Source organism: Citreicoccus inhibens (assembly GCF_019039035.1).
GTDB classification, from domain to species: domain Bacteria; phylum Myxococcota; class Myxococcia; order Myxococcales; family Myxococcaceae; genus Citreicoccus; species Citreicoccus inhibens.
Genome location: NZ_JAHNZT010000004.1, coordinates 373,471 through 398,219, shown reverse-complemented (window position 1 = coordinate 398,219; position 24,749 = coordinate 373,471). Strand labels below are relative to the sequence as shown.

The window sequence follows — 24,749 nt, the reverse complement described above, 5'->3', positions numbered from 1 at the left end:
GTCGCCGGGGTGATGCTTCGCCCTTGCTGGCGAGCAGGCGCGGGCATATCCCTGGCGCCCGCGCCCCTATGAGCCTCCTCGAAGCCATCGTCCTGGGCCTGGTCCAGGGCCTCACCGAGTTCCTCCCCATCAGTTCCACCGCGCACCTGCGCATCGCCCCGGAGCTGTTCGGCTGGCCGGACCCGGGCGCGGCGTACTCCGCCGTCATCCAATTGGGCACGGTGGCCGCGGTCCTCATCTACTTCCGCAAGGACATCGTCGCGCTGGGCGCCGCGTTCTTCCGCGGCCTGTGGCGCCGCGAGCCCTTCGGGACGCAGGAGTCCCGCCTCGCCTGGTACGTGCTCGTGGGCACGCTGCCCATCGGCCTGCTGGGGCTGGGGCTGAAGAAGCTCATCGAGACGCAGTTCCGCTCGCTCTACGTCATCGCGTGCAGCCTCATCCTGTTGGCGCTGGTGCTGCTCTACGTGGAGAAGCGCGCGTCGCACCGGCGCACCGTGGCGGACATGACGTGGGCGGACGGCATCGCCATCGGGTTGTGGCAGGCGCTCGCGCTGATTCCGGGCTCGTCGCGCTCGGGCACCACGCTGACGGGCGGCCTGTCGCGCGGGCTGAAGCGCGAGGACGCGGCGCGCTACTCGTTCCTGCTCTCCATCCCAGCCACGGGGCTCGCGGGCCTGTTCGAGTTGAAGCACCTGCTCGAGGCCACCGAGCGCCCCTCCGCGGTGGCGCTGTGGACGGGGACGCTGGTGGCGTTCGCCTCGGGCATGGCCGCCATCGCGTGGCTGCTGAAGTTCCTGCGCACGCGCACCACGATGGTGTTCATCGTGTACCGCGTGGTGTTGGGCGTGGTGCTCCTGGTGCTGCTCAAGATGAGCGTGCTCCAGCCGATGTCAGGCGTGGAGAACGTGGACACAGCGAAGTCGCCCCTGAAGCCGCCCGTCGAGAAGCAAGTCACGGACTGAGAGAGGGCGTGGCCGTGGGCGTGCAAGCGCTGTTCGATGCGCTGGAGTCGACGCTGTCGACGCGTCCGGCGCGTTCCTTCGAGCTGCCCGGGGTGGCGCTGCGCGAGGCGGCCGTGCTCGTGCCGCTGTTCGAGCGGGAGGGCGTGGCGCACGTGCTCTTCACGCGGCGCCCCGCCAACCTGCGCACGCACGCGGGCCAGTACGCGTTCCCCGGAGGTGGGCGAGACGCGGAGGACGCCACCCCGCTGCACACGGCGCTGCGTGAGACGGAGGAGGAGCTGGGCATCGACCGGCGCGACGTGCGCGTGCTGGGGATGCTCAACGAGACGCCCACCACCTCCGCGTACCGCATCCGCCCGTTCGTGGGCGTCATCCCGGGGAACGGTCAGTACCGCCCGAGCGCCGCCGAGGTGGACCTCATCCTGGAGGTGCCGCTCGTGCGCTTGATGGACCCGGCGCTGCTGCGCACCGAGCGCGGCATCTGGCAGGGCGTGGAGCACGACCTGTACTTCTACACGTACGACTCGCACGTCATCTGGGGCGCCACCGCGCGCATCGTGCGCGAGCTGTTGCACCTGGTCGCCCGCGTGCCGGATGTCGCGGCGCTGCTCGGACGGCCGTAGCGGACCGGAGCGCGCTCAGAACTGCAGGTACACGTACGGCCGCGTCTCCATGGTGGAGAGGTGGCGGATGCCCAGGCCCAGCAGCACGAGCGCCACGGCCCGCACGGGCACGGGCATTCGCACGAACAGCTCGGCGGACAGCTCATAGAGCTTGAGGGGCAGGGCGTGCGCGGCCACCGCCACGGCGATCATCCCCCACACCAGCGGCGCCACGTTGGCCAGCCCTGGTACGCCCGCCAGCATGCGCGCGTAGAACTCCGCGGCGTGCGTCATGTCCGGCGCGCGGAACACCACGCGCGTCAGCACCACCAGCGTGAAGGTCGCGAGCATGCCCAGCGCGACGCGCACCGGCCCCGGCTCGCTCGTCTTGCCGCGGAACCACCACCAGCAGCGCACCGCGCACAGCGCCACGCCGTGCACGCCGCCCCACACGGCGAAGCGCCAGTCCGCCCCGTGCCACAGGCCGCCCAGCACCATCACCATCATCAGGTTGAAGCACACGCGGGGCTTCGAGCGCCGGTTGCCGCCCAGCGGGATGTACAGGTAGTCCCGCAGCCACGAAGACAGGCTCATGTGCCAGCGGTTCCAGAACTCGAACAGGTTCTTCGCCAGGTACGGCCGCGCGAAGTTCTCCGGGAAGCGGAACCCGAACAGCGCCGCCACGCCCATGGCGATGTCCGAGTACCCCGAGAAGTCGTAGTAGAGCTCCAGCGTGTACGCGACCGCGGCCACCGCGCACTCGGCGGAGGAGTACGCGTGCGGACTGCCGAACACCGGATCCACGATGCCGCTGCCCAGCACGTCCGCGATGATGAGCTTCTTCACCAGCCCCACCGCGACGCGGAACAGCGCGCGCGCGCCGTCATCGGGCGAGAGCGTGGGCTCCTCGCGGAAGTGCGCCATCAGCTCGGAGGCGCGGACGATGGGCCCGCTCACCACGCGGGGGAAGAAGAGCATGTACAGCAGGTGCTCGAAGAACGAGTGCTCCGCGCTCGCCTTCCCTCGGTACACGTCCACCGTGTAGCTGATGGCCTGGAAGACGTAGAAGGACAGGCCCACCGGCAAGAGCAGGTGGAAGGGCTCGGCGCGCACGTCGATGTGCCACGGCGCCAGGAGCGACACGGCCGTCTTGCGCAAGAGCTCCAGGTACTTGAAGCCCGCCAGGAGCCCCAGGTTGGAGACGATGGACAGGACGACGAAGAGCTTGCGCGTGCCCGGCGAATCGGTGCGCGCCATGCCCTTCACGAGCAGGTGGTCCACCGTCACGCCCGCCAGGAAGATGAGCAGCGGGAAGGGCGTGAAGACCGCGTAGAAGTACACGCTCGCCGCGAGCAGCACGAACATCCGCGCGGCGTAGTGGCGGTGCACCGCCCAGTAGGCGGCGAAGACGGCGATGACGAACGCGAGGTACTGGAGGCTGTGAGACAGCACGGTCAGGGCCCTCCCGCGCGGGCCGTGGGCTCGGCCTTCTTGTTCGTCGCGTCGTACGCGCTCATCAGGTCCTTCACGAACGCGGCGGCCAGCCGCTCATAGCCCGTCTGGGTGAGGTGCACGCCGTCCGTGAGTCCCAGCGGCGGCTCCTGTCGCTGCCAGCGCTGCATGGCGCGCTCGCCGCCCATGGCCGCGCGCGCGGACCAGTAGGCGCAGCCCGCGTCCTTGGCAACCTGGGGCAGCGTGGCCAGCACCTTGGCCAGCGACGGCGCCTCCGTCCAGCGGCCCGTGGCGTCCTGCCGCAGTCGGTCCGTGGGGCCGATGATGAGGCACTCGGCGCCGGTGGCCCGGCGCATCCGCGACACGAGCGCGGTGTAGTCCTGGTGCAACGCCGCCGCGTCGAGGCCCTCTTCGCCCGCCTCGTTGGTGCCGTACCAGTACACGAGCAGGTCCGGCCGGCGCGCGGCGAGCTGCGTGTCCAGCGCGGTGGCGTCCATGGCCTTCGCGGTGAAGGCGGTGGCGCCGGGCAGGCCCATCGCGTCGTAGACGATGCCGGGGCGCTCGTACTCCAGCGCGGCGCCCAGCACCGTGGCCGAGCCGCCGCCCTCGGGCACGGACACCCGCACCGTGTGGCCGAGCCCCGTGACGGGGAACGAGCGGATGCGCACCGTGGGCGCGGTGAGCGGCTCGGGAGGTGGTGCCTCGGCGGGGACGGGCTCGCCGTCCACCGTCACTTCCAGCGCACCCGCGCCGGGTTGATCCACCGCGTACACGTCGAGCCGTCCGGCCGGGGCGTCTCCCGCCGGGCAGTCCTTGCAGAACTGGATGGACAGCGAGGCGCCGGGAGCGCCCACCGCGCGCGTGCCGCTCAAGCCCCAGATGCCGCCTGGAGGCGACTCCTTCGCGTCCTCCACGGTCCAGGGGCCCGTCATCGCGCGGACCACGTGGCCCGCGTCCAACCGGGGCGAGGCCTTGCCCGCGGAGATGAAGCCGCGGCCCGCGTCGCCGAAGCGCTTCGCCAGCGCCTCGCGCACCGCGTCCGTGAAGATGTGCGCGGCCGTGTGCGAGGCGCCGAGCTGCGCGATGCCCACGCGCAGCGCCTCGCCAGACTCGCGGCGGTGCAGCTTCGCGAAGGTGCCCGCGAGCGATGGATCCGCGTTCTGGAGCCCTGGGTCATCCTCCACGTTCACGAGCGGCGCGTGGCGCCGGGCGAAGGCGCGCTGCAGCGCCAGGTCCAAGAGGTGGCCGAGCAGGTTCGAGCCACGCACGCGCGGGTGCACCAGGTCCTCGAGGAGGAGGCCCGCCTCCAGCCATCGCAGCGCGCTGCCCTCGCCGCCCATGGCCGCCAGCGTGTCGTAGAACGCGCAGCCGCCCTCGCGCGCGACTTCGCGGAAGATCTGCCCCACCTCGGCGGAGTGGCGGCGCGTCACCAGCTCGCCGCTCATGGTGCGCACGCCCGCGTCGATGGGCGACAGCACGAGGCACGCGGCCTCGGGCGTGGCTTCCCGCACGCGGGCCACCAGCGCCGTCATCTGTGTGCGCACCTCGTCCAGCGTGGTGCGCTCGCGCGACAGGAAGAACGCCTCGTTGCCGCCCACCATCAACACCACCAGCGAGGGCTTGCGGTGTCGAAGCTGAGCGCGGAAGGCCGCGGGCTGCGCGCGCAGGTACACCTCCGCCATGCCACCCAGCAGGCCCACCGTGTCGTAGACGATGCCGGGCGCGCCCGTCTCCAGCGTCACGCCGTGCAGCTCCGTCTTGCCCGAGGCGAGCAGCGAGAGCGTCTTGGCGCCTTCGGGGAGGGTGAGGCGCGCGAAGGCGGCCTCGGGCTTGGAGGCGATGGCGCGCGTCTGGATTCGCTGCGCGGGCTTGCCATCCACCGCGAACTGCACGGCGCCGTTGGCCGGCTGGGTGAGGAAGTACAGCTCCGCCACGCGCGCGCCATCCAGCGCGTAGCGCGTGCCCTGCGCCGGGCCGCTGGTGGAGAAGGCCACGCCCGTCCAGCCCACGCGGTCCTTGGGCCAGTTGGTGTCCACCAGCCGCTCCATCTTCCAGCCCTCGGTGCTGGCGGTGCCCGCGCGCGTGGCGCGGCCCGCCTGGGCCAGCCGGTGGATGTAGAGGAAGCCCCGTCCGCCCGAGCCGAAGCGCTCCTGGAGCCGCTCGCGCACCACGTCGGTGATGTAGTCCGAGGCCACCAGCGAGTCGCCCAGGTGCACCACGCGCACCGGCGTGCGGCGCGCGTCGGCGCGCAGCTCCCCCAGCGCTCGGGTAAAGGGCGCCAGCCCATCCTCCTCGCAGGTGCCGTCCGCTCGGGCCTTGCGGCAGTTCAGCTCGATGTCCACGTGCCTGGCGCCCATGCGCTCGCGCAGGGCCTCCAGCTCCAGCGCGCTCGCCAGGGTGGGGGCGCTCAGGTCCTCCAGGCCGATGCCGGGCACGGCGGCGGGGGCCACCCCCGCGTCGGGGCCCTCCGGCGCGGCGCTCTCCGCCACGGCCGAGGACTCGGACTCCGGGTGGGCCGCGGGCGCCGAGTCTGGCGCGAGCGCGTCCGGAGGCGGCCGTGCCTTCTTCCCGCGCAGGGACGCGGGCAGCACGAGCGCCACCAGCTTGGGCCCCAGCGTGCCTTCGTCCTGGCGGAGGCTGGGAATGGGGCGGAACTGGACCGGCAGTGGCGCGAGCGACAACCCCAACGCGAGCAGCACGGTGAGGGCGAGCGTCCACCCGGTGGATGTGGGCTTGAGGTCCAACGGGCGGCATGAGACTGGCTTTTTGGGGGGCGGTCAAAACTCTGCCCACACTGAAGCGTTCCGCCGGTGGCTGGGCAGGCGGGCAGGCCCCCTTCCGCGAGCGGCGCGAAGCGCTATGGTGCGCCGCCATCCCGCGCCGGGCGGATTGGTCTCCGGCGCCCTCAGGAGTCCGATTCCCGCATGGCCCTCTATCCCGTCATCATGGCTGGTGGCTCCGGCACCCGCTTCTGGCCCCTGTCCCGGCAGGCGCGCCCCAAGCAGTTCCTGCCGCTGGCCTCCAAGCAGCCCCTCATCACCGACACCGCCGCACGCCTCAAGGGGTTGGCCCCGGTGAAGAACACCTTCATCGTCTGCGGGCCGCTGCACGCGAAGAACGCGGCGAAGCTGGTGAAGGGCCTGCCCAAGCAGAACCTCCTGGTGGAGCCGGTGGCGCGGAACACCGCGCCGGCCATCGCCCTGGCCGCGCTCCAGGTGGCCGCGAGGGACCCGAAGGGCGTCCTGGTGGTGCTGCCGTCGGATCACCACGTGGCGGACGTGGCGGGTTTCCAGCGCACGCTGTCGGACGCGGCCCGCATCGCGGAGGCCGGCCACATCGTCACGCTGGGCATCACCCCGCGCCATCCCGAGACGGGCTACGGCTACATCCAGGTGGGCGCGCCCCTGGAGGGCGGGGGCCGCGCGGTGAAGGCGTTCAAGGAGAAGCCGGACCTGGAGACCGCGCGCGCGTACGTGTCCTCCGGCGAGTACGCGTGGAACGGTGGCATCTTCGTCTTCCGCGCGGACGTCATCCTGGAGGCCTTCGCGAAGCACATGCCCCAGATGCAGAAGGGGCTGGACGCGCTGGCGAAGGCGGTGGGCAAGCGGACCTTTGGCGCGGTGCTCAAGCGCGTGTTCCCGAAGCTGCCCTCCATCTCCATCGACTACGGGGTGATGGAGAAGGCGTCCAACATCGCCGTGCTGCCCGGGGACTTCGGGTGGTCGGACGTGGGCTCGTTCGCGGCCATCCCCGAGGTGCGGCCCGCGGACGAGAAGGGCAACGTCATCTCCGGGGCCTCGGCGGTGGTGGTGGACTGCCAGGGCTGCGTGGTGCTCGCGGACAAGCGCCCGCTCGCGGTGGTGGGCCTGACCGATGTCGTGGTGGTGGACTCGGGCGACGCCGTCCTCGTGGTGCCCAAGGACAAGAGCCAGGATGTGCGCAAGGTGGTGGAGGCGCTCAAGGCGCGCAAGATGACGCGCTACCTGTGACGCGCACCGCCCGCCGCGCTCGATTCACGGCGTGACGGGCGGGAGCACGGATGCCGTGCTGGACGCGGCGTCCAGGCGCTCCAGCACGAGGGCGCCCGCGTCGCTGAGCTTCAGGTCGGGAATGCGCCGTGCCTCCCACGAGGGCCGCGGCGCCGCTGGCAGACAGTCCACGCCCGAGGCGCCGCCGCAGGTGGCGAGCATCTGGGTGGCGAGCTGGCGCACCGCTCGGGCCTGCTCCGCGCGGGTCATCAGCCGGAAGCGCGCGAGGAAGGCGGGCGAGGTCTCCAGGAGATCCGCCAGCCCCTGCGGCAAGCGCTGGAGCGCGGCGAGGCTGTCACCGGGGCGCGCGAAGGCGGCCTCCAGCGCGAGCGCGTGCTCCACGAAGGGCTCCACCGGAGCGTCCTGCTCGGGCGCCGCGGTGGTCGCGCCGCCGTACACCTCCGCGAGCGCGGCCGAGTCCCAGCCCTGCCGCAGGTTGGCGTCCACGCGGCGGAACGCGCCGCTCTCCGTCGCGTAGAACGGCCCCACCTCGAACTGGTAGGCGCGGAAGGCGCCCGCCGTCCACTGCACCTCGCCCACGCGCTGCTGGGCCGCGCCGGTGAGCACCCACGCCAGGTTCCCATCCGGACGCAGGACCGTGAGCTTCTCGTAGCGGCGCATGCGCGCGAGCAGCTCCGTGCGCGACACGTCCCGTCCCTCCTCGAAGACTTCGCGCAGCAGGTGCGCCACGGCACGCCGGGGCGCGAACGTCCCCAGCGTGACGGGCCTGCTCAGCAGCGCGCCGTACAGCGCCGCCGCGTCTCCGGGCGACAGCGCCTGCGCGCGCGGAGGCAGCTCCGAGGTGGCGTCGAAGCCGGCGCGCAGGAGCACCGCCTCGAAGAGGTCCGCCTCCTCGCGCGCGGGCGCCTCCGCGATGGTGGCGCCCGGAGCCGCCACGTTGACGGTGGCGCGCGGGGGCGCGGGCGGGGCTTCTGGCTCCGAGCCCACCGGCGGCAGGTGACGGCCACGCTGGAGCGACGGCGGGGACGCCGAGCGGTAGCGGATGGACGGCGCGGGAACGGCCTCGCCAGCGGCTGTCCAAGGGGTGGCGCAGCCCGAGAGCAGCGCGCCCGTGGTGAGCGCGGCGAGGGTGGAAAGGAAGGGTCGCGTGGCGCGAGGAGCTCCGAGACCCGCGAGAGAAACAACCATGAGGCACCTCCGTGGGCGGGACAGAATCCCAAGCGAGGCTGACGTTCGAACCGTTCGGGAAATGACGGGAATCGCAGTGTCAACCGGCTTCTCGGTGTGCGAGAGAATGACAGTGAGAGCAGTTTTTTCCGGAGTGGTTGGAAGCTTTTACCGAGCCGTCGGGGGCCCTCCCGAGGGGGGCCTTGGTCCTTCGGATGCTTGGGGTGTCGGGTGATGCACGCGCGCGCTGCACGGAGGTTGCAGCCCTGGCCGACGAACCCGTCCGCGACGGGCGGTTCGTGGGAGGACTGCGATGGGCTGCCAGCTTTGCGTGCAGAAGCATCCGGAGAGCGAGCCGTGTGAGTCCGGGGCTCCCCGGGGACGAAGGGGCTCGCTCGAGGGCAAGCGACATGGGCCGCTGCTCTTGCGCCGATGGTTGGGCGCGGGGTCCCTGGGCGTGGTGTACGCGGCGGAGCACGCGCCCACGGGCCACTGCTTCGCGGTGAAGGTGCTGCATCCGCACCTCGCGGATCAGCCCGTCGTGCGCTCGCGCTTCGTCACGGAGGCACTCGCCACGCGCAAGCTGCGGCACCCGAACATCGCGCGGGTGATGGATGTGCGCCCGGGGCCCGGGGGGCTGCCCTCGGTGTTGATGGAGCTGGTGGAGGGTGAGCCGCTGTCCCGTCGCGCCTTGCCGCTGACGATGCCCGAGGTGTTGGACGTGCTCCGGCAATCGCTGGCGGGGCTGGAGGCCGCGCACGCGAACGGCGTGGTGCACCGGGGCCTGACGCTGGACAACCTGGTGCTCGCCCGTGACGCGCGGGGCGTGCGGTGCGTGAAGCTGCTCGACTTCGGCGCGAGCGCGGTGCTCAACGCGAGCCTCACCGACGCGGAGCGACGCGCGGGCATGGTGGCGGGCTCGCCGGCGTTCCTCGCGCCCGAGCAGTGGACGGGCGCGGCCGTGGACGGGCGCGCGGACCTCTACGCGCTGGGCGTGGCGGGCTACCTGCTCGCGTGTGGCCGGCTGCCCTTCGGCTTCGGCCGCGTGGGCGACGCGCCTCCCACCGCGCCGCATGTCTTCAATGCTCGCGTCCCCGTGGGCTTCTCCCAGGTGCTCCTGCGCGCCCTGGCCCAGCGCCCCGAGGAGCGCTTCGCGGATGCGCGCGCCTTCCGCGAAGCGCTCGAGGGCGGCCCGCGGCCCGCGACCGCCACCCCCACCGGCCCGCTGCGACCCTTCGTGGTGGAGGGGACTCGGGACGCCGAGACCCTGCGCCGCGAGGCCGCCGCCTTCAGCGCCTCCTCCGAGCTGCTGCCGGTGCCGTCGTCGCGCGGGTCGGGGGTGGCGGTCGTGGACGACGCGGGCGCTGCGCCCGTGGTGCTGATGGAGGCCACCGCGCCGGGCACGGCGACGCCCGCGGACCTGGGCGTGCGGATGGCGCTCCCCGGCGTGGGCTTCCAGGCCGTGGCCGTGAGCGACGTGGCGCCGGGCGGCTTCTTCGTGGCGTGTCCCGGTGCGCTGCCGCCCCTGGCCGCGCGGCTGTGCGTGGAGCTGTCCTCGGGAGGCCGGGCGCTGACGTGCGAGTGCGACGTCGTCCGGCACGTCACCGCCGACGAGGCGCGGACGTGGGGCGTCACCGCGGGCGTCTTCGTCCACCTGGTGGACGTGAGCGAGCCCTGGCGCCAGCTCCTCGCGAGCGGCGCCCCCCCGGCGCGTGAGCCCGCCCCGGACGCGGAGTTGGAGCAGCTCCTGGCGCGCGCGAGCGCCGTGGCGCGCAACCCGTACCGCCTGCTGGGGGCCGCGCCCAACGCGGACTTCGTGGAGATCCGCCGCCGAGGTGACTCCGCGCTGAGCCGGCTGGGCGCCTTCCAGGACCGGCCCCTGCCCACGCGCCAGCGCCTGGCGCTGGAGTCCCTGCGCGCCCGGGTGGAGGCCGCTCGCCGGACGCTGGGCGAGCCCCTGTCCCGCGCGGGCTTCGACGCGCTCCGGGGCAACCTGGAGGGGGTCAGCCAGTGCCTCGCGGCGGGGCTGACCGAGGCGCAGGTGGAGCCCTTGCGGCGCGCCTTCCTCGCCGCCCGTCCGGAGGCCAGCGCCCAGGCCCAGGCCCTCTTCGCCCAGGGGCACGCGCTGGAGTCGGGGCGGTCCCCGCGGGCGGCGCTGGCCCACTACGCGCAGGCCCTGGCCGTGGACCCGCTCAACCTGCCCTGGCTGCGTCACTACGAGGCGCTGCGCCGGCGGACCCAGGCGCGGCCTTCTGTTCGCAAGCTGTCAGCCGCGCAGCCCGTGCGCGCGGCGAGCGCGGGCCGCTGACGCGCGGCGTCTGTCCGCCGTGGGGGGAGGCGTCCGAGCGCACCCGGGCCCTCCTGGACGGCCCGGGAGTCCAGCAGTCAGCCTGACCCCGCAGGTGCGTGCACGCCGGGCGCGGGGCTCGTGTATTGTCCGCCGCCCTCTGCTACGCCCTCTGGCCGTGAGGAGGCGCGGGGACACCTTCATGAACACCCATATCTTTCGCGAGTACGACATCCGGGGTCTGGTGGACAAGGACCTCACCATCGAGGTGGTGGAGCTGCTGGGCAAGGGCCTGGGCACCATCATCCGCCGCAAGGGCGGGACCTCCATCGTGGTGGGGCGCGACTGCCGCGAGTCCTCCACGCGCTTCCGCGACGCGCTGGCGCGCGGCCTGACGTCCACCGGCTTGAACGTGCTCGACGTGGGCGTGGTGCCCACGCCGCTGACGTACTTCGCGGCCAACACGCTGCCCGTGGACGGGCTGGCGATGATTACCGGCAGCCACAACCCGCCCGAGTACAACGGCTTCAAGATTGGCGCGGGCAAGACGACCTTCCACGGCCCGGAGATTCAAGAGCTGCGCCGGCTCATCGAGGCGCGCGACTTCGCCACCTCGGCCAAGCCCGGCACGGTGGAAGCGTTCGACATCATCACGCCCTACAACCACTTCGTCCGGCAGACGGTGAAGGTGGGGCGCAAGGGCATGCGCATCGTCATCGACGCCGGCAACGGCACGGGCGGCGCCATCGCGGTGCCGCTGTTCCAGAGCATGGGCTTCGACGTGGTGCCCCTGTTCTGCGAGATGGACGCCACCTTCCCCAACCACCACCCGGACCCCACCGTGGTGGAGAACCTCCAGGACCTCATCGCGGCGGTGAAGCGCGAGAAGGCCGAGGTGGGCATCGCCTATGACGGCGACAGCGACCGCATTGGCGTCATCGACGACCAGGGCAACATCCTCTGGGGCGATCAGCTCATGGTGCTCTTCAGCCGCTACGTGCTGAAGGAGGCCCCGGGCGCGGCCATCGTGGGCGAGGTGAAGTGCAGCTACACGCTGTACGACGACATCGCGAAGCGCGGCGGCAAGCCGGTGATGTGGAAGGCGGGCCACTCGCTCATCAAGGCGAAGATGAAGGAGGAGCACGCGGAGCTGGCCGGCGAGATGAGCGGCCACATCTTCTTCAAGCACCGCTACTTCGGCTTCGACGACGCGGTGTACTCGTCCGCGCGCCTCCTGGAGATCCTCACCCACGAGAAGCAGAAGCTGTCCGAGCTGCTCGCGGACGTGCCGAAGACGTACGCCAGCCCGGAGCTGCGCTTCGACACGAAGGAGGAGAAGAAGTTCGCGATGGTGAAGCGCGCCACGGAGATTCTGCGCGCCGCGGGCCACAGCATCATCGACGTGGACGGCGTGCGCGTGACGTTCCCGGACGGCTGGGGCCTCATCCGCGCCTCCAACACGCAGCCCATCCTCGTGCTGCGCTTCGAGGCGAGCACCGAGGCGCGGCTCAAGGAGATCCAAGCCCTCATCGACAACACGGTGGCCCAGGCCCAGCGGGAGGTCGGCGCTTGAGCGGGGCGCCGCGGATCGCGGCCCTCAGCGGCAGCCTGCGAGCCCACGGCTTCAACTCCATGCTGCGCGACGCGGCGGTGGCCCAGGCGCGCGCCTTGGGGGCCGACGTGGACGTGGTGGACCTCCGGGCGCTGAACCTGCCCATCTACGACGGCGACGTCGAGGCCGCGGGCCTGCCTGCCTCCGTGGTGGAGCTGCGGGAGCGGATCGACAAGGCGCAGGGCTTCATCATCGCCAGCCCCGAGTACAACTCGTCCATCCCCGGCGGCCTGAAGAACGCGATCGACTGGGCTTCGCGCCCGCCCGGGCAGCGCTTCAAGGAGAAGTGGGCCGCGCTGATGGGCTCCACGCCGGGCATCTTCGGGACGGCGCGCATGCAGCCCCATCTGCGGCAGGTGTTGGCCTTCTTGGGCGCGCACGTGCTGCCCACGCAGGTGCACATCGCGCGCGCGATGGAGGCCTTCACGCCCGAGGGCGTGCTGAAGGACGAGGCCAGGCAGAAGGAGCTCGCCGCGCAGATGGCCTCGCTGGTGGCGCGGCTGAAGGGCTGAAGGGCGCTCGCGAGGTCGCGGGGCGCGAGGAGGAGACTGCACGCCATGCCGACGCTGGGAATCGACCTGGGCGGGACGTTCGCCCGGGCCGCGGTGGTGGATGCCTCGGGGGCGCTGCTCTCGGTGGCCAAGCGGCCGCTCGCCGAGCGCAGCCCGACCGCGGTGGTGGAGACGCTGGCCCAGGCGGCCCGCGAGGCGGTGGCGGGTTCGGGCGTGAGGGTGGAGGGCTGCGCGGTGGTGGGCGCCGCGGGGCAGATCCACAAGGACACCGGCGTGCTCGCGGTGGCGCCGAACCTCGGCTGGCGCAACGTGCCGCTGGCCACGATGTTGGGCGAGAAGCTCGGCTGCACCGTGCAGCTCGTGAATGACTTGTCCGCCGCGGCCTGGGGCGAGCTGCACGCCGGCGCGGGGCGCGGCTCGCAGGACATGCTGGTGGCCTTCGTGGGCTCGGGCGTGGGCAGCGCCATCATCGCGGATGGCCGATTGGTGGGCGGCGCCGGCGGGGTCGCGGGCGAGCTGGGCCACATCAAGGTCGTGCCGGGCGGACGGCGCTGCGGCTGCGGCGAGCTGGGCTGCCTGGAGGCCTACGCGGGGGGGCACAACCTCATCGCGCTGACGCGGGAGCTGCTCGCAGCGGGGCGCTCGCCCATGCTCGCGAAGCTGACGGGCGGCGACCCCGCGCTCGTCACGCCGGTGGTGCTGGAGCAGGCCGCGGAGGCGGGCGACGAAGAGGCGCAGGAGATTCATGACCGCGCGGCCCAGTTCCTGGCGCTCGCGGTGGCCAATCAGGTGACGGTGCTCAACCCGGCGCGGCTCGTGCTGGGCGGCGGCGTGCTGATGAACTGCCCGGGCATCCGCCGCCGTCTGGTGGAGGGCGTGCAGGCCTGGGCCTCGCAGGTGTCGCGCGAGGGGCTGCTCATCGTGGACGCCGAGCTGGGCGACGACAGCGGCTTGATTGGCGCGGGGCTCTTGGGCCTCAGTGCTTCTCGTGCAGGTTGAGCCGGCCAATCCAGAGCGTCGCGCCGATGAGCAGGATGCCCAGCGCCATGAGGACCAGGTCCTTGGCGCTGTTGACGTCCAGGCGCACCGCGCGCTGGAAGAACTCGATGACGAGCACCAGCACGAGCAGCTTGGCGATGCGCTCCTTGAGGTCCTCCAGGCTGGAGGACTGAAGCAGCTGCGGCGTCACCTGTGAGTCGCGCGCCACCTCCAGCCGGCCCATGAAGAGCTCGTAGAGGCCCAGCGAGAAGATGAGGAGGATGGCGGTGACGATGTAGCCGTCCACGGCCTTGACGATGAGCGTGAGCAGCTGGGCGCGCAGGTCCGAGCGCTCCTCGGTGGGCAGGTCCGAGCGCGCGTAGTCGTCCAGGTAGCCGGGGAGCTGCAGCGAGTCCACGGTGGCCATGAAGAAGGCGCTCAGCGTCATCAACAGGCTGAACAGGACGCCCGCCAGCATGATGAAGCGGCTGCCCCACAGCAGGTGCTCGAAGCCTCGGCGCAGCTTTTCCATGCGGGCTCGCGTGCCCGTCTTCTCGAGACGCGGAGACCCGGGCGGGGCTCAATCTGGGGGCTTGCGTCGATGCGGCCATCGCCTCCGAGGGCAGGACTCTTTCGACTGGCGGATGGGCCGCGCGAGCACTCGGGCGGACTGAAGGCGAGGCCATCACCACCTTTCCTGGCGCGAGGAGGAAGGTGCCCATGGGAGTCACGCCCCGTTTGGAAGAGCGGTCCGGTGCGCAGCCCGCATGGCACGCGCTGTCCTCCGAGGTGGCGCTGGCTCGGTTGGACAGCTCCGAGGCGGGCCTCTCCGACGCGGAGGCCCGCGCGCGATTGGCGCGGCACGGGCCCAACGTGCTGGAGCGCGAGCGCACGGACGGCCCGCTGGCCCTGCTCTGGCGGCAGGTGAACAACCCGCTCATCTGGGTGCTCGTGGCCTCGGCGGGGCTCGCGATGCTCTTGGGCAAGGTGACGGACGGGCTGGTGGTGGCCGCGGTGGTGGTGCTCAACACCTTCATCGGCTTCGTGCAGGAGTACCGCGCGGGCAAGGCCATCGAGGCGCTGCGCCACATGGTTCCGGAGAACGCCACGGTGACGCGCGGCGGACGACGGCTGTCAGTCCCCGCCTCGGACCTGGTGCCTGGGGACGTGGTGAGCCTGTCGTCCGGCGACCGCGTGCCGGCGGACATGCGGCTGTTGTCCGCGCGCAACCTCCAGGTGGAGGAGGCCGCGCTCACCGGGGAGTCCGTCCCCGCGCGCAAGGCCGTGCCCGAGGTGCCCGCGGACGCGGAGCTGGGGGACCGCTCGAGCCTGGTGCATGGCGGCACGCTCGTCACCTCGGGGACGACGACGGCGGTGGTGGTGGCCACGGGCGGCGCCACCGAGCTGGGTCGCATCTCCTCCTTGCTGGAGCAGGCCACGGACCTCCAGACGCCGCTGACGCGCGCGCTCGCGGTGTTGGGGCGCACCATCACGGTGGCCATCGTCGTCGTGTCCGTGGCGCTCATGGCCGTGGGGCTCGGGCGCGGCTATCCGCTCAACGAGGCCGTGCTGGTGGCCATCACCCTGGCGGTCGCGGCCATCCCGGAAGGGCTGCCCGCCATCGTCACCATCGCGCTGGCCATCGGCGTCCAGCGCATGGCCGCCCGCCGCGCGGTGGTGCGCAAGCTGCCCGCGGTGGAGACGCTGGGCAGCACCACGGTCATCTGCTCGGACAAGACCGGCACGCTCACGCGCAACGAGATGACGGTGCAGGCGCTGTGGACGCCGGAGGGACGCTATTGCCTCACCGGCGTGGGCTATGCGCCCCGAGGGCAGCTCCAACGCGAAGGTCAGCCCGTGGTGGGCGTGCCCGCGGAAGTGCGCGCGCTGCTGGTGGCGGGCGCGCTGTGCAACGAGTCCACGCTCCAGCTCCATCGCGGGCTGTGGGAGATGACGGGCGACCCCACCGAGGGGGCGCTCGTGGTGGCCGCGGAGAAGGTGGGCCTGCGCGTGGAGGACCTCCGCGCGAGAGAGCCTCGGGTGGACGCCATCCCTTTCGAGTCCGAGCACCAGTACATGGCCACGCTCCACGAGACGGGGCGCGGGACGCGAGGTGTGTTCTTCAAGGGCGCTCCCGAGGTGGTGCTGGCCCGCTGCGCGCCGGTGGAGGGGCTGGGGACGCAGGGCGTGCTCGACGCGGTGGAGGCGCTGGCGCACGAGGGCATGCGCGTGCTCGCGATGGCGTGGAAGGAGGTGCCCGAGTCCCAGGCCACCTTGCGCCCGGGGGATGTGGCCGAGGGGCTCCGGTTGCTGGGGCTGGCGGGGATGATGGATCCACCGCGCGAGGAGGCCATCGAGGCGGTGCGCGTGTGCCACGGCGCGGGCATCACCGTGAAGATGATGACGGGTGACCATCCGGCGACGGCGGAGGCCATTGGCGCGCGGCTCGGACTGATGCCTTCCGGCACGCGGGGCGTGACGGGCGCGGAGCTGTCCGGGATGGATGACGCGCGGCTCGCCGAGGTGGTGCTCGAAGCGAACGTCTTCGCCCGCGTGGCGCCCGAGCACAAGCTGCGCGTGGTGCGCGCGCTCCAGGCCCGAGGGCAGGTGGTGGCGATGACGGGCGATGGCGTCAACGACGCGCCCTCGCTGAAGCAGGCCAACATCGGGGTGGCCATGGGCATCACTGGCACCGCGGTGTCACGCGAGGCCGCGGACATCGTGCTGACGGACGACAACTTCGCCTCCATCGCCGCGGCGGTGGAGGAGGGGCGGCGCGTCTATGACAACCTCATCAAGTCCCTGGCCTTCGTGTTGCCCACCAACCTGGGGCTCGCGCTCATCCTCATGTTCGGCGTGGCCTTCTTCCCCATGGCCGAGGTGGATGGCGTGCGCCAGCCGCTGATGGCCATGCTCCCCACGCAGCTCTTGTGGATCAACCTGGTGGCGACGGTGACGCTGGCGCTCCCGCTGGCCTTCGAGGCGCGTGAACGCGACGTCATGCGACGGCCACCCCGAGCCCCGAACGCGCCCGTGCTCAGCCACTTCGTGGTGATGCGCACGGGGCTGGTGGCGCTGCTCATGTCCGCGGGCGCGGTGGGCCTGTTCCTCTGGGAGTTCACCCGCGACGCGCGCGTGGACAGCGAGGCCGTGTCGCTGGCGGCGGCGCAGACGAGCGCGGTCAACACCGTCATCTGCTTCCAGATGTTCTACCTGCTGCTGTGCCGCACGCTGACGGGCTCCATGCGCGAGGTGGGCGTGTTCTCCAACCCGCTCGTCTTCGTGGGCATTGGCGCGCTGTGCGTGCTCCAGGCGGGCTTCATGTACCTGCCGTTCATGCAGCGCGTGTTCGGCACCGTGGGGCTGTCCGCCAAGGAACTGGGGCTGTCCGTGCTGGTGGGCGCGGTGGTGCTGCCCACGGTGGGGCTGGAGAAGTGGCTGCGGACGCGCGCTCAGGGCCGAGCGGCGCGGGCCGTGGCATCGGGGAGCGACACGTCATCCGGCTCGAAGACGACCTGACATGCATCCAGCCGGGTGCCGCAGGCCCGGTCCAGGTCCGAGCGCGTGTCGCAGCCGGGCCGCTCGTCGCACGCCTCCGGGAGGAAGGCCCAGACGAACTGGAGCACGGTGCCGCGCCGGCCCTCGGGCAGCGCGGCGAGGAAGTCCTCGCGGTGCGCGTCGAACAGGCCCGCGAGGTGGACGGTGTGGCCCTCCAGGCGCACGTGCCGCGGGTCCGCCATGTAGCGGCGGCTGGCGTCGTTGAGCTGCGCGTCCAGGAACTCGCCCTGGAACGGCGCGCCGTCCAGCAGGGGCCCGCCGCGCGTGCCGCGGAAGAGGGCGAAGTGGATGCGCGGGTCCTCGTACTCACCTCGGAGGATGCGGTTCTCCAGGGCCCACAGCGTCAGCCGCTCGCCGCCCACGGGCCAGGCGCGGCCCCAATAGAAGCGGCCCAGCCAGGGCTGCCGCACGCTCTCCAGATACGGATAGCCATCCACCACCTGCTGGAGCACCAGCGCGTTGTACGCGTTGAGCCAGTAGGCCAGCGCGTCCTCGGGCGTGTCGAAGACATCCGGCCGGTTGTGCGGCGAGCACGACGCGAGCTGCGCCACGAAACCATCCAGCGAAGCCCGGTCATGGCCCAGCCCTGGGAAGTCCACCTGCCCATCCGCTCTCACGTGCGTGAGCGCCCGCGAGTAGGTCTGGACGCTGAACGGCGACGACAGGGTGGGCACCGCGGCGGGCACCAGCCCCCGGACGTGAAGCACCCCCCCGAGCCCCACGAGCAGGGGGAGGACCAGGAGCAACACCGCGCGCGGGCGGAGTCGGCGTCGGGTGGGGGCGGGGGCATCCACGGGGTCGCAGTCTATGCGTGCCCGGACACACTCCGCGACCCGTCCGCAGCTCGCATCCTCGCGGATTCACGACGCGCGCTCGCCCAGCGGCCTGCCCAGGGTGCGTGGACTCCCGGACGGAGGGCGAGGCGATGCGGCATGGAATCCAGAGAATTCATGCCGGCCTCAACTTCTCGAAGCTCCAGGAGGAATCCGAGTGGGCGGGGTATGAGCGCCTCGCCGCTATACTGCGTGAGACATGGAGCCTACCCCCGACGTCGTCCGCCACTTCCACCCCGTGCTGCCGGCGAGCGCGCTGGGCCGCAAGCCCGTTCGCGTGGAGCTGGCGGGCCGGGCCTATGCGCTGTTCCGCGATGCGGCCGGGCGTCCCGCGGCGCTGCTGGATGCGTGTCCGCACCGCTTCGCGCCCTTGTCTCGGGGGCGGGTGACGAAGGACGGGCGGCTCGAGTGCCCGTACCACGGCTGGCGCTTCGACTCGCGCGGCAACGGGGTCAATCCCAGTCAGCCGGACCTGCGCCACTGTGACACGCGCGGCTTCCAGGTGGTGGAGCACCTGGGCTACCTGTGGCTGGCCCAGCAGGACACGCCGCTGTCCGCGCTGCCTCAGCTGCAGTCCGAGGACTACGTGTTCGGCGGCTCGTTCTCCACGCTCTTCCGCGCGCCGCTGCACGTGTCGCTCGACAACTTCAGCGAGGACGAGCACACGCCGTTCGTGCACACGCGGCTGGGCTGGGACGGTCCGCACACGGACGCGGTGGAGTTCGAGGCGCACAACTTCGATGACCGCACGGAGGTGCACTACCGCGCGCCGCAGCGGCCCGCGCCCATCATCCGGCTGCTGGGCGTGGCGCCGGGGGACACGTTCCACAATGACTGGGTGACGCGCTTCGACCCGGTGCGCAGCGTGTACACCATTCGCTGGGTGACCGCGGCGGGCCGGCCTCGGCCCTTCGTCACGCAGGCGCACATCTTCTTCGTGCCGGAGACGGCGACGACCACGCGCCTGCACGTCTTCTCGTTCCTGCGCACGGACGTCCGGGCGATGCGGCCGCTGTTGCCGCTCGCGGCCAAGGCCGCCCTGGGGCTCACCTGGTGGGAGGTTCGCGACGACGCGCGCTTCATCCCGATGGTGGCGGACACGCCCTACAGCCACAAAGGCATGCGGTTGGACCGCTACGACAAGCCGCTGGTCCACCAGCGCCGCTTGATGGAGCGCATCTACTACGGGGTTCAGCCAGAGGCCGCGCCGCTGTCGTTGGCGCGCGAGGCCTCTGGGGCGTGAGGGAGCACGCCATCCTCCCGTGGCCTACTGCACGGACGGAGCGGGCTCCTCGTAGGTGTCCTTGGGGCTCGTGCGGGCCTCGTAGACGTTGCAACCACTGGCCCCGGATACCTCCAGCTCGAAGGGGCGCAGCTTCGGGTGGTTGCAGTTGTGGACCTCGCGGTCCTCCGGACTCGCGCTGGTGCTGGCGAAGAACCGGCAGCCCTTGCAGTTGCCCCACTGTGCATCCGCCATGACGACCTCCTCGTGGAAGCGGGGTTCCTCACGAGGGTGGGGTCGCCCCTGGGCGGCTACAAGCCCGGGGCTCCCGTTCTGCGGGCGGGCAGGGAACCCGGCGCCCAGAAGGCGGCGCCGGGCGTGCCTGCGACTACGGCTGCGGCGCCGGAGTCGGAGCGGGCTGCCCAGCGGGCGCCTGCGGCTGTCCAGCGGGCGCCTGCGGCTGGTCGAGGGCGGCGGCGTCCTTGCGCGTCGTGCCGGACTCGAACGAGCCCACGGCCTTGAGCAGGCGCAGCGCGGCCAGCGAGGCCTGGAGGCGCTCGGATACGAAGCCGACCTCCGCGCCGGTGAGCGCAGTGTTGGAGTCCGCGACCTCCAGGTACGTGGCGACGCCCGCCTTGAAGCTGACGTCCGTCAGGCGAGACGACTCACGCGCCAGCGACAGCGACTCCTCGGCCTTGGCGCGGTTGGCCAGGGCGTTCTCCAGGTCGAGCTGCGAGCGGCGCACTTCCTCGCGCACGCGAGACTCGGCCAGGCGCTGGGACTGGGTGGCCTCGACGACCTTGGCGGAGGCCTCGGTGAGGTTCGCCTCGCGCAGGCCGCCGTCGAACAGCGTCCAGCTCAGGCCCAGGGTGATGGCCCACGAGTCGTTCTTGCCCGTGAAGGCCGCCGCGTTGCTGATGTTGTACGTGCCGCTCAGGCCCAGGTTGGGCAGGTAGCTGAGGAGGACGCCCGTCTTGTTCGTGCGGGCGAGGCTGACGCCCGTGGCCGCGGCCGCGACCTCGGTGCGGTGCTCGAGGGCCTCGTTCACCAGCGCGTCGGAGGACTGCTTGGCGGCGACCTGCGGCTCCGGCGGGGCGGCGAGATCGAAGTCCGGCTCGCGCTGGATGAGCGTGCCGAGCGCCAGCTTCAGGCTGGCCAGGGCGTTGCGCGCGCGCACCAGGTCCTGCTCGGCGCGCGTGCGGTCCAACTGGGCGCGCAGCAGCGCCACCCGCGTGACGGTGCCCGCGTCGAAGCGCGCCTGGGTGTCCTTCTCACGCGCCTGGTTCAGCTCCAGCAGCCGCTCCTGGGCCTTGAGGGCCTCCTGCTGCGCGGCGGCGCCGTAGTACGCCTGCGCCACGCCGAAGAGGATCTCGCGGCGCGCGGTCTCCGTGTTCAGCTCCGCCAGCTTCACGGCCTTGTACGACGCCGAGATGGCCGCGAAGAGCTGCGGCGCGATGACGGCCTGCTTCGCCTCCACGCGGGCGCTGCGCAGCCACAGCGGCTGGAGCGTGATGGGCACCGGGGCCAGGAGCCCGGGCGGAATCTGCGCCGAGTCCGAGTTGCGGGTGAGCGCCGCGCCGGCGGTCAACGTGGGCAGGTAGCCCGCCCAGGCCTTGCGCGTCGCCGTCTCCGCCTGATCCAGGCGGGCCTGCGCGATCTTCAAATCCAGGTTCTGCTGGCGGGCCGATTCCAAGGCCTCGTCCAGTGTCAGTACGGGCGCCGCGGCCAGGGTGGCCGACAGGGTCAGCGCCAGAAGGGAACTCATACCGCCTCTACCTCCTCGACAGGCCCGCTCGATCGCGGGCCGGACTCGTCACGGTGGACAAATCCTGGGGAACCTCTAGCCACCAGCGTCCTGGCGAGCACCAGAAAAGCAGGCGGAAGACGACACGAACCGGTGAACCCCCCGGAGCGGGACGCCCTCCAGGCTGCACCGCCCGCGAGGTCCCCTTCGAGTTGTCCGGCCCCCCATTTAGCGGAGCCGGCCGTTCAATGGTGGAATTTCCGGAATGTAGTATCCATCAAAGGTTGATGTTGTCAATTGTTTAGGTGATTCGAGTGAATTAACATAGGAAAATCATGAGCGGGACGAGTGAGGGACAGATGGAGCGAGGGGGGAAGCCGGCGGAGGTCCGACGCCGCTCGGGCGTGGGTCCTTCGGTGGATGCTCTGGGGCAGGACTTGGCGCATGAGGCGTGGGCGCTGCTCTTCGAGGTGATGCACGCGCACATGCGGAACTTCCCGGCGCTGGCCGCGGAGTTCGAGCTCTCGCCGGTGCAGGCGCACGTGGTGCGGCAGTTGGGCGAAGGCCCGCTGGCCATGAGCACGCTGGCGACCTACCTGTCGTGTGACGCCTCGAACGTGACGGGGCTGGTGGACCGGATGGAGGTCCGCGGGCTGGTGGAGCGCCGCAGCAGCGAGCACGACCGTCGCGTGAAGATGCTGGTGCTGACGGAGGCGGGCGCGGCGCTGCGGGAGCGGCTGCTCGAGCGGCTGGCCGAGCCGCCCGCCGTCATCGCGAACATGCCGGAAGGGGACCTGAAGTCCCTGCGCGACATCATGCGCCGGGCGCGAGAGCGTTAGCCCTCCGCGCCCTCACGCGGGGCGCGCTCACTCCAGCAGGAACGTGTACGCGTACTTCAGCTCCGTGGAGACCGCCTCGCCATTCTTGATGGCGGGCTTGAAGCGGAAGCGGAGGACGGCGTCGCGCGCCGCCTCGTTGAGGCCATAGCCAGGGCCGGACACCACCTTGGCGGCCACGACCTTGCCCTCGGTGTCGACGGTGATGGACAGCACCACGGTCCCCTCGATGCCCGCGCTGCGCGCCTCGGGGGGATAGGGAATCTTCACCGCGGAGGAGACCGTGGGCTCGGAGTCCACCTGATAGATGGGCGTGTACTTCGGGGCGGAGTACGCCTTCACGTCCTGGGGGTTCTTCGCCTTCGCATCCACCTTGCCGTAGGTGGTGTTGCCCACGGGCGCGGCGAAGGAGCCCGCGCTGGTGGTGGACGACAGCGTCATGCCCACCACCAAGGGCGGCGGCTTGGCCTGCGGCGGCGGGGGCGTGTCGTTGGGCGGCGGCGGGGCCTGCGACGGCGGTGGAGGCTTGGGGGCCTCGGCTACCTTCACGGGCGGCGGCTTCACCGGCCTCACCTTGGGCGGTGGTGGCTTGGGCTCCTCCTTCTTCTCCTCGGGCGGCGGCGGGGGAGGCTTGTTCACCTCCACCATGACCAGCTCCACGGGGCGCACGACCTCGGGCCGAGGCCGGTCCGCCACGTTCCCGAGCCACCAGAAGCCCACGCCATGCAGCGCGAGCGAGAGGAGCAGGAACGCGAGGACCCCGCGCGTGGAGCGATCGCGGGGATGCAGAGGAGCGTCGAGGACCGCCTGACTCATGGAGAGCGCCTCAGGGCGTGGCGGGCGTGGCCGCGGGGACGGGGGCCACGTCCTTCTCGATGTTGAGCGCGAACTTGGCGATGCCCTGGCCCTTCACCACGTCGATGAGCCGCATCACCCGGCCGTACGGGATGGACTGATCCGCGCTGATGATGGCGCGCGTCTCCTTGTCCTTGGCCACCGCCTCGGCCACCTTGCGAGACAGGTCCGCCTCGCTCACCTCGGCGCCGTCGAAGAAGAACTTCCCGTCCTTGTCGAGCACCACGTTGACCAGGCCCTGCACCGTCTCGCCGCCGTTGGCCGCGCGGGGCAGGTCCACCTCCACCGTCTCGCGGACGATGAAGTTGGCGGTCACCATGAAGATGATGAGCAGCACGAGCACCACGTCCACCAGCGGGGTGACGTTGATGCCTGTGATCTCCTCGTCGTTGTCAGACGCGCCGCCGGCCATGGGCTACCGACCTTCCGCGGCGCGGGCGTTCGCGGAGGCGGACTTGCCTCCCTCGGCGCGCAGGGCCCCGACGAGCGCGTGGCCCAGGGCGTTGGTGCGGCTGGTGAGCGTCTTGAGCTGACGGTTGAAGATGTTGAAGGCCACCACCGCGGGGATGGCCACCGCGAGGCCCACGGCCGTGGCGACGAGCGCCTCGGAGATGCCGGCCATCACGGTCTGCTGGATGGCGGCGCCCTTCACGTTGATGGATCCCAGGTCGTGGAAGGCCTTGATGATGCCGAGCACCGTGCCGAAGAGGCCGATGAACGGCGCGTTGTTGCCCAGCGTGCCCAGGAGCGACAGGAAGCGCTCGTACTGGGGCCGCTCGCGCGCCACGGTGGACGCGATGACCTGCTCCACGGTGTCCGCGCCGCGGTCCGAGGAGGCGAGGCCCTCGCGGATGACGGCGGCCTCCATGCCGCTCCTGCCCGCGATGGCGGTGCGCACGGCCTCGAACTCGCCGCGCGCCAGCCGCAGGGCCAGCTCCTCCGAGTTGGGCAGCCGGTGCCGCGAGAAGAAGACCGCGCGCTCCAGCATCACCGCGATGGACATCACTGACAGGACGACGAGCAGCCAGAGGACCCATTCGGCGCTGGTGAGGGTGACGCCGAGCAACTTGCCGCTGAGCCAGCCGACTTGGGGTTGGCCCGCCTGGGCCAGGATGAAGAGGGACGTCATGGAGGCCTGTGTGTGGGTGGGGTTGCCAACGCGCGCGCGAATCTCTTGTTCCTGAGAGACCAAAAGTCAAATGGAACGGCGCTGAGGGAGCGGGTCCTTCAGCGCCTTGGAGCGGGCGGGGAGGCGGATGTCGGATGGACCACGCCAGGGCATGCCTGGAGTGCAGGGTGGGGCGGAACGTCAGGGGTCGGGCAGGGCCTGGGCCTGGACGTGGGGACTGCGCTCGCGGAGCACCGAGGGCGGGGCTCCATACATGCGCTGGAAGGTGCGCGTCAGGTGGGCCGCGTCCGAGAACCCCGCCGCGTGCGCCGCGACGCCAGGCGGCAGGCCCGCGGCGATGGCGCCCGCCGCGCGCTGGAGCCGGAGCCACAGCAGGTAGGGCCGGGGCGGGACGCCCACGGACTCGGTGAAGGCGTGCATCAGACGCCCCGGGGACAGGCCCGCGATGCGGGCGAGCGCCTCCAGCGAGGTGTCCTCGGGCGGGGGCTCTCGGCGCAGGGCGCGCAGCAGGCGGCGCACCCGCGGGTGCATGCGCCGGGGGGCTGCGTGGGGTTGCGCCGCGAGCGCGTCCACCGTCGCGCGCATCCAGCGAGACACGGCCTCCGGAGCGAGCGGCCCTGGCGCGGCCAGCTCACCGAGCAAGGCATCGCGCTGGGCCGCATCGAAGGTGCGCACGGGCTGACCGGCGAGCGCGCCGAGGAGTCGCTCGCCATCCTGGCTCTCGGGCTCCACGAAGAAGAGGAGCAGCTCGCTGCCGCGGGCGTCGAGCGCGTGCGTCACGTCTGGCCCCACGAGCACCGCGGCCACGTGCTCGGACGTGGCCGCGCCCTCTTGCTGGAGCGCGAGCGTGCCCTGGCGACACAGCGCCAGGTGCAGCGCGTGGTGCGCGTGCGCTCGCGACTGCTCGCCCGGCCCCCACATCGTGAGCGCGGCGGGCCAGAGCACCAGGGGCAGGTTCCCGGGCCCCGCGCGGGACTCAGAAGGCGAGGCGTGGGCGAGCAGCATGGCGCC

General features: G+C 71.8%; 21 protein-coding genes. 10 read left to right on the top strand and 11 right to left on the bottom strand.

Features of this window, described 5'->3' with window-relative positions:
• Positions 1-68 precede the first annotated feature (68 nt).
• Positions 69-962, top strand: coding sequence for an undecaprenyl-diphosphate phosphatase (locus tag KRR26_RS08095; RefSeq protein ID WP_120205725.1), 894 nt, complete (start codon positions 69-71; stop codon positions 960-962).
• A 14-nt stretch (positions 963-976) separates the two neighbouring features.
• Positions 977-1,585, top strand: coding sequence for a CoA pyrophosphatase (locus tag KRR26_RS08090; protein ID WP_120206138.1), 609 nt, complete (start codon positions 977-979; stop codon positions 1,583-1,585).
• Between the two features lie 15 nt (positions 1,586-1,600).
• On the opposite strand, the gene KRR26_RS08085 is transcribed toward KRR26_RS08090, so the two are convergent.
• Positions 1,601-3,016: an MBOAT family O-acyltransferase gene (locus KRR26_RS08085; protein WP_217079524.1), complete on the bottom strand. Its 1,416-nt coding sequence runs from the start codon at positions 3,014-3,016 to the stop codon at positions 1,601-1,603.
• 2 nt (positions 3,017-3,018) lie between these two features.
• Positions 3,019-5,760 (bottom strand): GDSL-type esterase/lipase family protein, encoded by a 2,742-nt coding sequence (locus tag KRR26_RS08080; RefSeq protein WP_217079523.1) that lies wholly within the window; start codon positions 5,758-5,760, stop codon positions 3,019-3,021.
• A 180-nt stretch (positions 5,761-5,940) separates the two neighbouring features.
• Here KRR26_RS08080 and KRR26_RS08075 point away from each other — a divergent pair, with 180 nt between their 5' ends.
• The gene (locus tag KRR26_RS08075) at positions 5,941-7,005 is read left to right on the top strand and encodes a mannose-1-phosphate guanylyltransferase (RefSeq protein WP_120205728.1); all 1,065 of its coding nucleotides are present in this window, start codon (positions 5,941-5,943) and stop codon (positions 7,003-7,005) included.
• A gap of 24 nt (positions 7,006-7,029) precedes the next feature.
• Here KRR26_RS08075 and KRR26_RS08070 read toward each other — a convergent pair whose 3' ends face one another.
• Positions 7,030-8,193 carry a hypothetical protein gene (locus KRR26_RS08070; protein ID WP_120205729.1) on the bottom strand — a complete coding sequence of 388 codons (1,164 nt, stop codon included), beginning with the start codon at positions 8,191-8,193 and terminating at the stop codon, positions 7,030-7,032.
• A 292-nt stretch (positions 8,194-8,485) separates the two neighbouring features.
• Between KRR26_RS08070 and KRR26_RS08065 the strand changes: the two genes are divergently transcribed.
• The 4 genes from KRR26_RS08065 to KRR26_RS08050 all read left to right on the top strand — a co-directional run bounded on the left by KRR26_RS08065 (position 8,486) and on the right by KRR26_RS08050 (position 13,582).
• Complete coding sequence (locus KRR26_RS08065; protein WP_217079522.1) at positions 8,486-10,480, top strand: serine/threonine-protein kinase; 1,995 nt, start codon at positions 8,486-8,488, stop codon at positions 10,478-10,480.
• Between the two features lie 181 nt (positions 10,481-10,661).
• Positions 10,662-12,032 (top strand): phosphomannomutase/phosphoglucomutase, encoded by a 1,371-nt coding sequence (locus KRR26_RS08060; RefSeq protein ID WP_120205733.1) that lies wholly within the window; start codon positions 10,662-10,664, stop codon positions 12,030-12,032.
• Entirely contained in the window at positions 12,029-12,583 is a 555-nt protein-coding gene (locus KRR26_RS08055; RefSeq protein WP_217079521.1) for an NADPH-dependent FMN reductase, read from the top strand. Before KRR26_RS08060 ends, KRR26_RS08055 begins: the two co-directional genes overlap by 4 nt.
• 45 nt (positions 12,584-12,628) lie before the next feature.
• On the top strand, positions 12,629-13,582 hold the full coding sequence (locus tag KRR26_RS08050) for an ROK family protein (protein ID WP_217079520.1): 954 nt from the start codon (positions 12,629-12,631) through the stop codon (positions 13,580-13,582).
• Here KRR26_RS08050 and KRR26_RS08045 read toward each other — a convergent pair.
• Positions 13,560-14,093 (bottom strand): YqhA family protein, encoded by a 534-nt coding sequence (locus tag KRR26_RS08045; RefSeq protein ID WP_120205738.1) that lies wholly within the window; start codon positions 14,091-14,093, stop codon positions 13,560-13,562. The two genes, KRR26_RS08050 and KRR26_RS08045, sit on opposite strands and share 23 nt — an antisense overlap.
• Positions 14,094-14,281: 188 nt before the next feature.
• Between KRR26_RS08045 and KRR26_RS08040 the strand changes: the two genes are divergently transcribed.
• Entirely contained in the window at positions 14,282-17,080 is a 2,799-nt protein-coding gene (locus tag KRR26_RS08040) for a cation-translocating P-type ATPase (RefSeq protein ID WP_120205740.1), read from the top strand.
• On the opposite strand, the gene KRR26_RS08035 is transcribed toward KRR26_RS08040, so the two are convergent.
• The gene (locus KRR26_RS08035; protein ID WP_328707077.1) at positions 17,014-17,913 is read right to left on the bottom strand and encodes a DUF547 domain-containing protein; all 900 of its coding nucleotides are present in this window, start codon (positions 17,911-17,913) and stop codon (positions 17,014-17,016) included. The two genes, KRR26_RS08040 and KRR26_RS08035, sit on opposite strands and share 67 nt — an antisense overlap.
• A 238-nt stretch (positions 17,914-18,151) precedes the next feature.
• On the opposite strand from KRR26_RS08035, the gene KRR26_RS08030 reads away from it, so the two are divergent.
• Positions 18,152-19,195: a Rieske 2Fe-2S domain-containing protein gene (locus KRR26_RS08030; RefSeq protein ID WP_217079519.1), complete on the top strand. Its 1,044-nt coding sequence runs from the start codon at positions 18,152-18,154 to the stop codon at positions 19,193-19,195.
• 24 nt (positions 19,196-19,219) lie between these two features.
• Here KRR26_RS08030 and KRR26_RS08025 read toward each other — a convergent pair whose 3' ends face one another.
• Positions 19,220-19,429, bottom strand: a complete 210-nt coding sequence (locus KRR26_RS08025) for a hypothetical protein (protein WP_120205743.1) — start codon at positions 19,427-19,429, stop codon at positions 19,220-19,222.
• 133 nt (positions 19,430-19,562) lie between these two features.
• Entirely contained in the window at positions 19,563-20,939 is a 1,377-nt protein-coding gene (locus KRR26_RS08020; protein WP_120205744.1) for a TolC family protein, read from the bottom strand.
• A 314-nt stretch (positions 20,940-21,253) separates the two neighbouring features.
• Between KRR26_RS08020 and KRR26_RS08015 the strand changes: the two genes are divergently transcribed.
• Positions 21,254-21,757, top strand: coding sequence for a MarR family winged helix-turn-helix transcriptional regulator (locus KRR26_RS08015; RefSeq protein WP_120205746.1), 504 nt, complete (start codon positions 21,254-21,256; stop codon positions 21,755-21,757).
• Positions 21,758-21,784: 27 nt separating this feature from the next.
• On the opposite strand, the gene KRR26_RS08010 is transcribed toward KRR26_RS08015, so the two are convergent.
• The 4 genes from KRR26_RS08010 to KRR26_RS07995 form a co-directional block, all read right to left on the bottom strand.
• Complete coding sequence (locus KRR26_RS08010; protein WP_217079518.1) at positions 21,785-22,570, bottom strand: energy transducer TonB; 786 nt, start codon at positions 22,568-22,570, stop codon at positions 21,785-21,787.
• A 10-nt stretch (positions 22,571-22,580) separates the two neighbouring features.
• Positions 22,581-23,021 (bottom strand): ExbD/TolR family protein, encoded by a 441-nt coding sequence (locus KRR26_RS08005; RefSeq protein WP_120205749.1) that lies wholly within the window; start codon positions 23,019-23,021, stop codon positions 22,581-22,583.
• Positions 23,022-23,024: 3 nt separating this feature from the next.
• On the bottom strand, positions 23,025-23,738 hold the full coding sequence (locus KRR26_RS08000) for a MotA/TolQ/ExbB proton channel family protein (protein ID WP_120206140.1): 714 nt from the start codon (positions 23,736-23,738) through the stop codon (positions 23,025-23,027).
• 180 nt (positions 23,739-23,918) lie between these two features.
• A complete protein-coding gene (locus KRR26_RS07995) occupies positions 23,919-24,743 on the bottom strand; it encodes a helix-turn-helix domain-containing protein (RefSeq protein ID WP_217079517.1) in 825 nt (274 codons plus the stop codon).
• Positions 24,744-24,749 lie beyond the last annotated feature (6 nt).

Excerpts from the sequence above, each read along its gene's own strand:
- KRR26_RS08095 (WP_120205725.1), top strand. The coding sequence starts at position 69 with ATGAGCCTCCTCGAAGCCATCGTCCTGGGCCTGGTCCAGGGCCTCACC.
- KRR26_RS08075 (WP_120205728.1), top strand. The coding sequence starts at position 5,941 with ATGGCCCTCTATCCCGTCATCATGGCTGGTGGCTCCGGCACCCGCTTC.
- KRR26_RS08070 (WP_120205729.1), bottom strand. The coding sequence starts at position 8,193 with ATGGTTGTTTCTCTCGCGGGTCTCGGAGCTCCTCGCGCCACGCGACCC.
- KRR26_RS08065 (WP_217079522.1), top strand. The coding sequence starts at position 8,486 with ATGGGCTGCCAGCTTTGCGTGCAGAAGCATCCGGAGAGCGAGCCGTGT.
- KRR26_RS08060 (WP_120205733.1), top strand. The coding sequence starts at position 10,662 with ATGAACACCCATATCTTTCGCGAGTACGACATCCGGGGTCTGGTGGAC.
- KRR26_RS08050 (WP_217079520.1), top strand. The coding sequence starts at position 12,629 with ATGCCGACGCTGGGAATCGACCTGGGCGGGACGTTCGCCCGGGCCGCG.
- KRR26_RS08045 (WP_120205738.1), bottom strand. The coding sequence starts at position 14,093 with ATGGAAAAGCTGCGCCGAGGCTTCGAGCACCTGCTGTGGGGCAGCCGC.
- KRR26_RS08040 (WP_120205740.1), top strand. The coding sequence starts at position 14,282 with ATGGGAGTCACGCCCCGTTTGGAAGAGCGGTCCGGTGCGCAGCCCGCA.
- KRR26_RS08030 (WP_217079519.1), top strand. The coding sequence starts at position 18,152 with ATGGAGCCTACCCCCGACGTCGTCCGCCACTTCCACCCCGTGCTGCCG.
- KRR26_RS08025 (WP_120205743.1), bottom strand. The coding sequence starts at position 19,429 with ATGGCGGATGCACAGTGGGGCAACTGCAAGGGCTGCCGGTTCTTCGCC.
- KRR26_RS08020 (WP_120205744.1), bottom strand. The coding sequence starts at position 20,939 with ATGAGTTCCCTTCTGGCGCTGACCCTGTCGGCCACCCTGGCCGCGGCG.
- KRR26_RS08015 (WP_120205746.1), top strand. The coding sequence starts at position 21,254 with ATGAGCGGGACGAGTGAGGGACAGATGGAGCGAGGGGGGAAGCCGGCG.
- KRR26_RS08010 (WP_217079518.1), bottom strand. The coding sequence starts at position 22,570 with ATGAGTCAGGCGGTCCTCGACGCTCCTCTGCATCCCCGCGATCGCTCC.
- KRR26_RS08005 (WP_120205749.1), bottom strand. The coding sequence starts at position 23,021 with ATGGCCGGCGGCGCGTCTGACAACGACGAGGAGATCACAGGCATCAAC.
- KRR26_RS08000 (WP_120206140.1), bottom strand. The coding sequence starts at position 23,738 with ATGACGTCCCTCTTCATCCTGGCCCAGGCGGGCCAACCCCAAGTCGGC.
- KRR26_RS07995 (WP_217079517.1), bottom strand. The coding sequence starts at position 24,743 with ATGCTGCTCGCCCACGCCTCGCCTTCTGAGTCCCGCGCGGGGCCCGGG.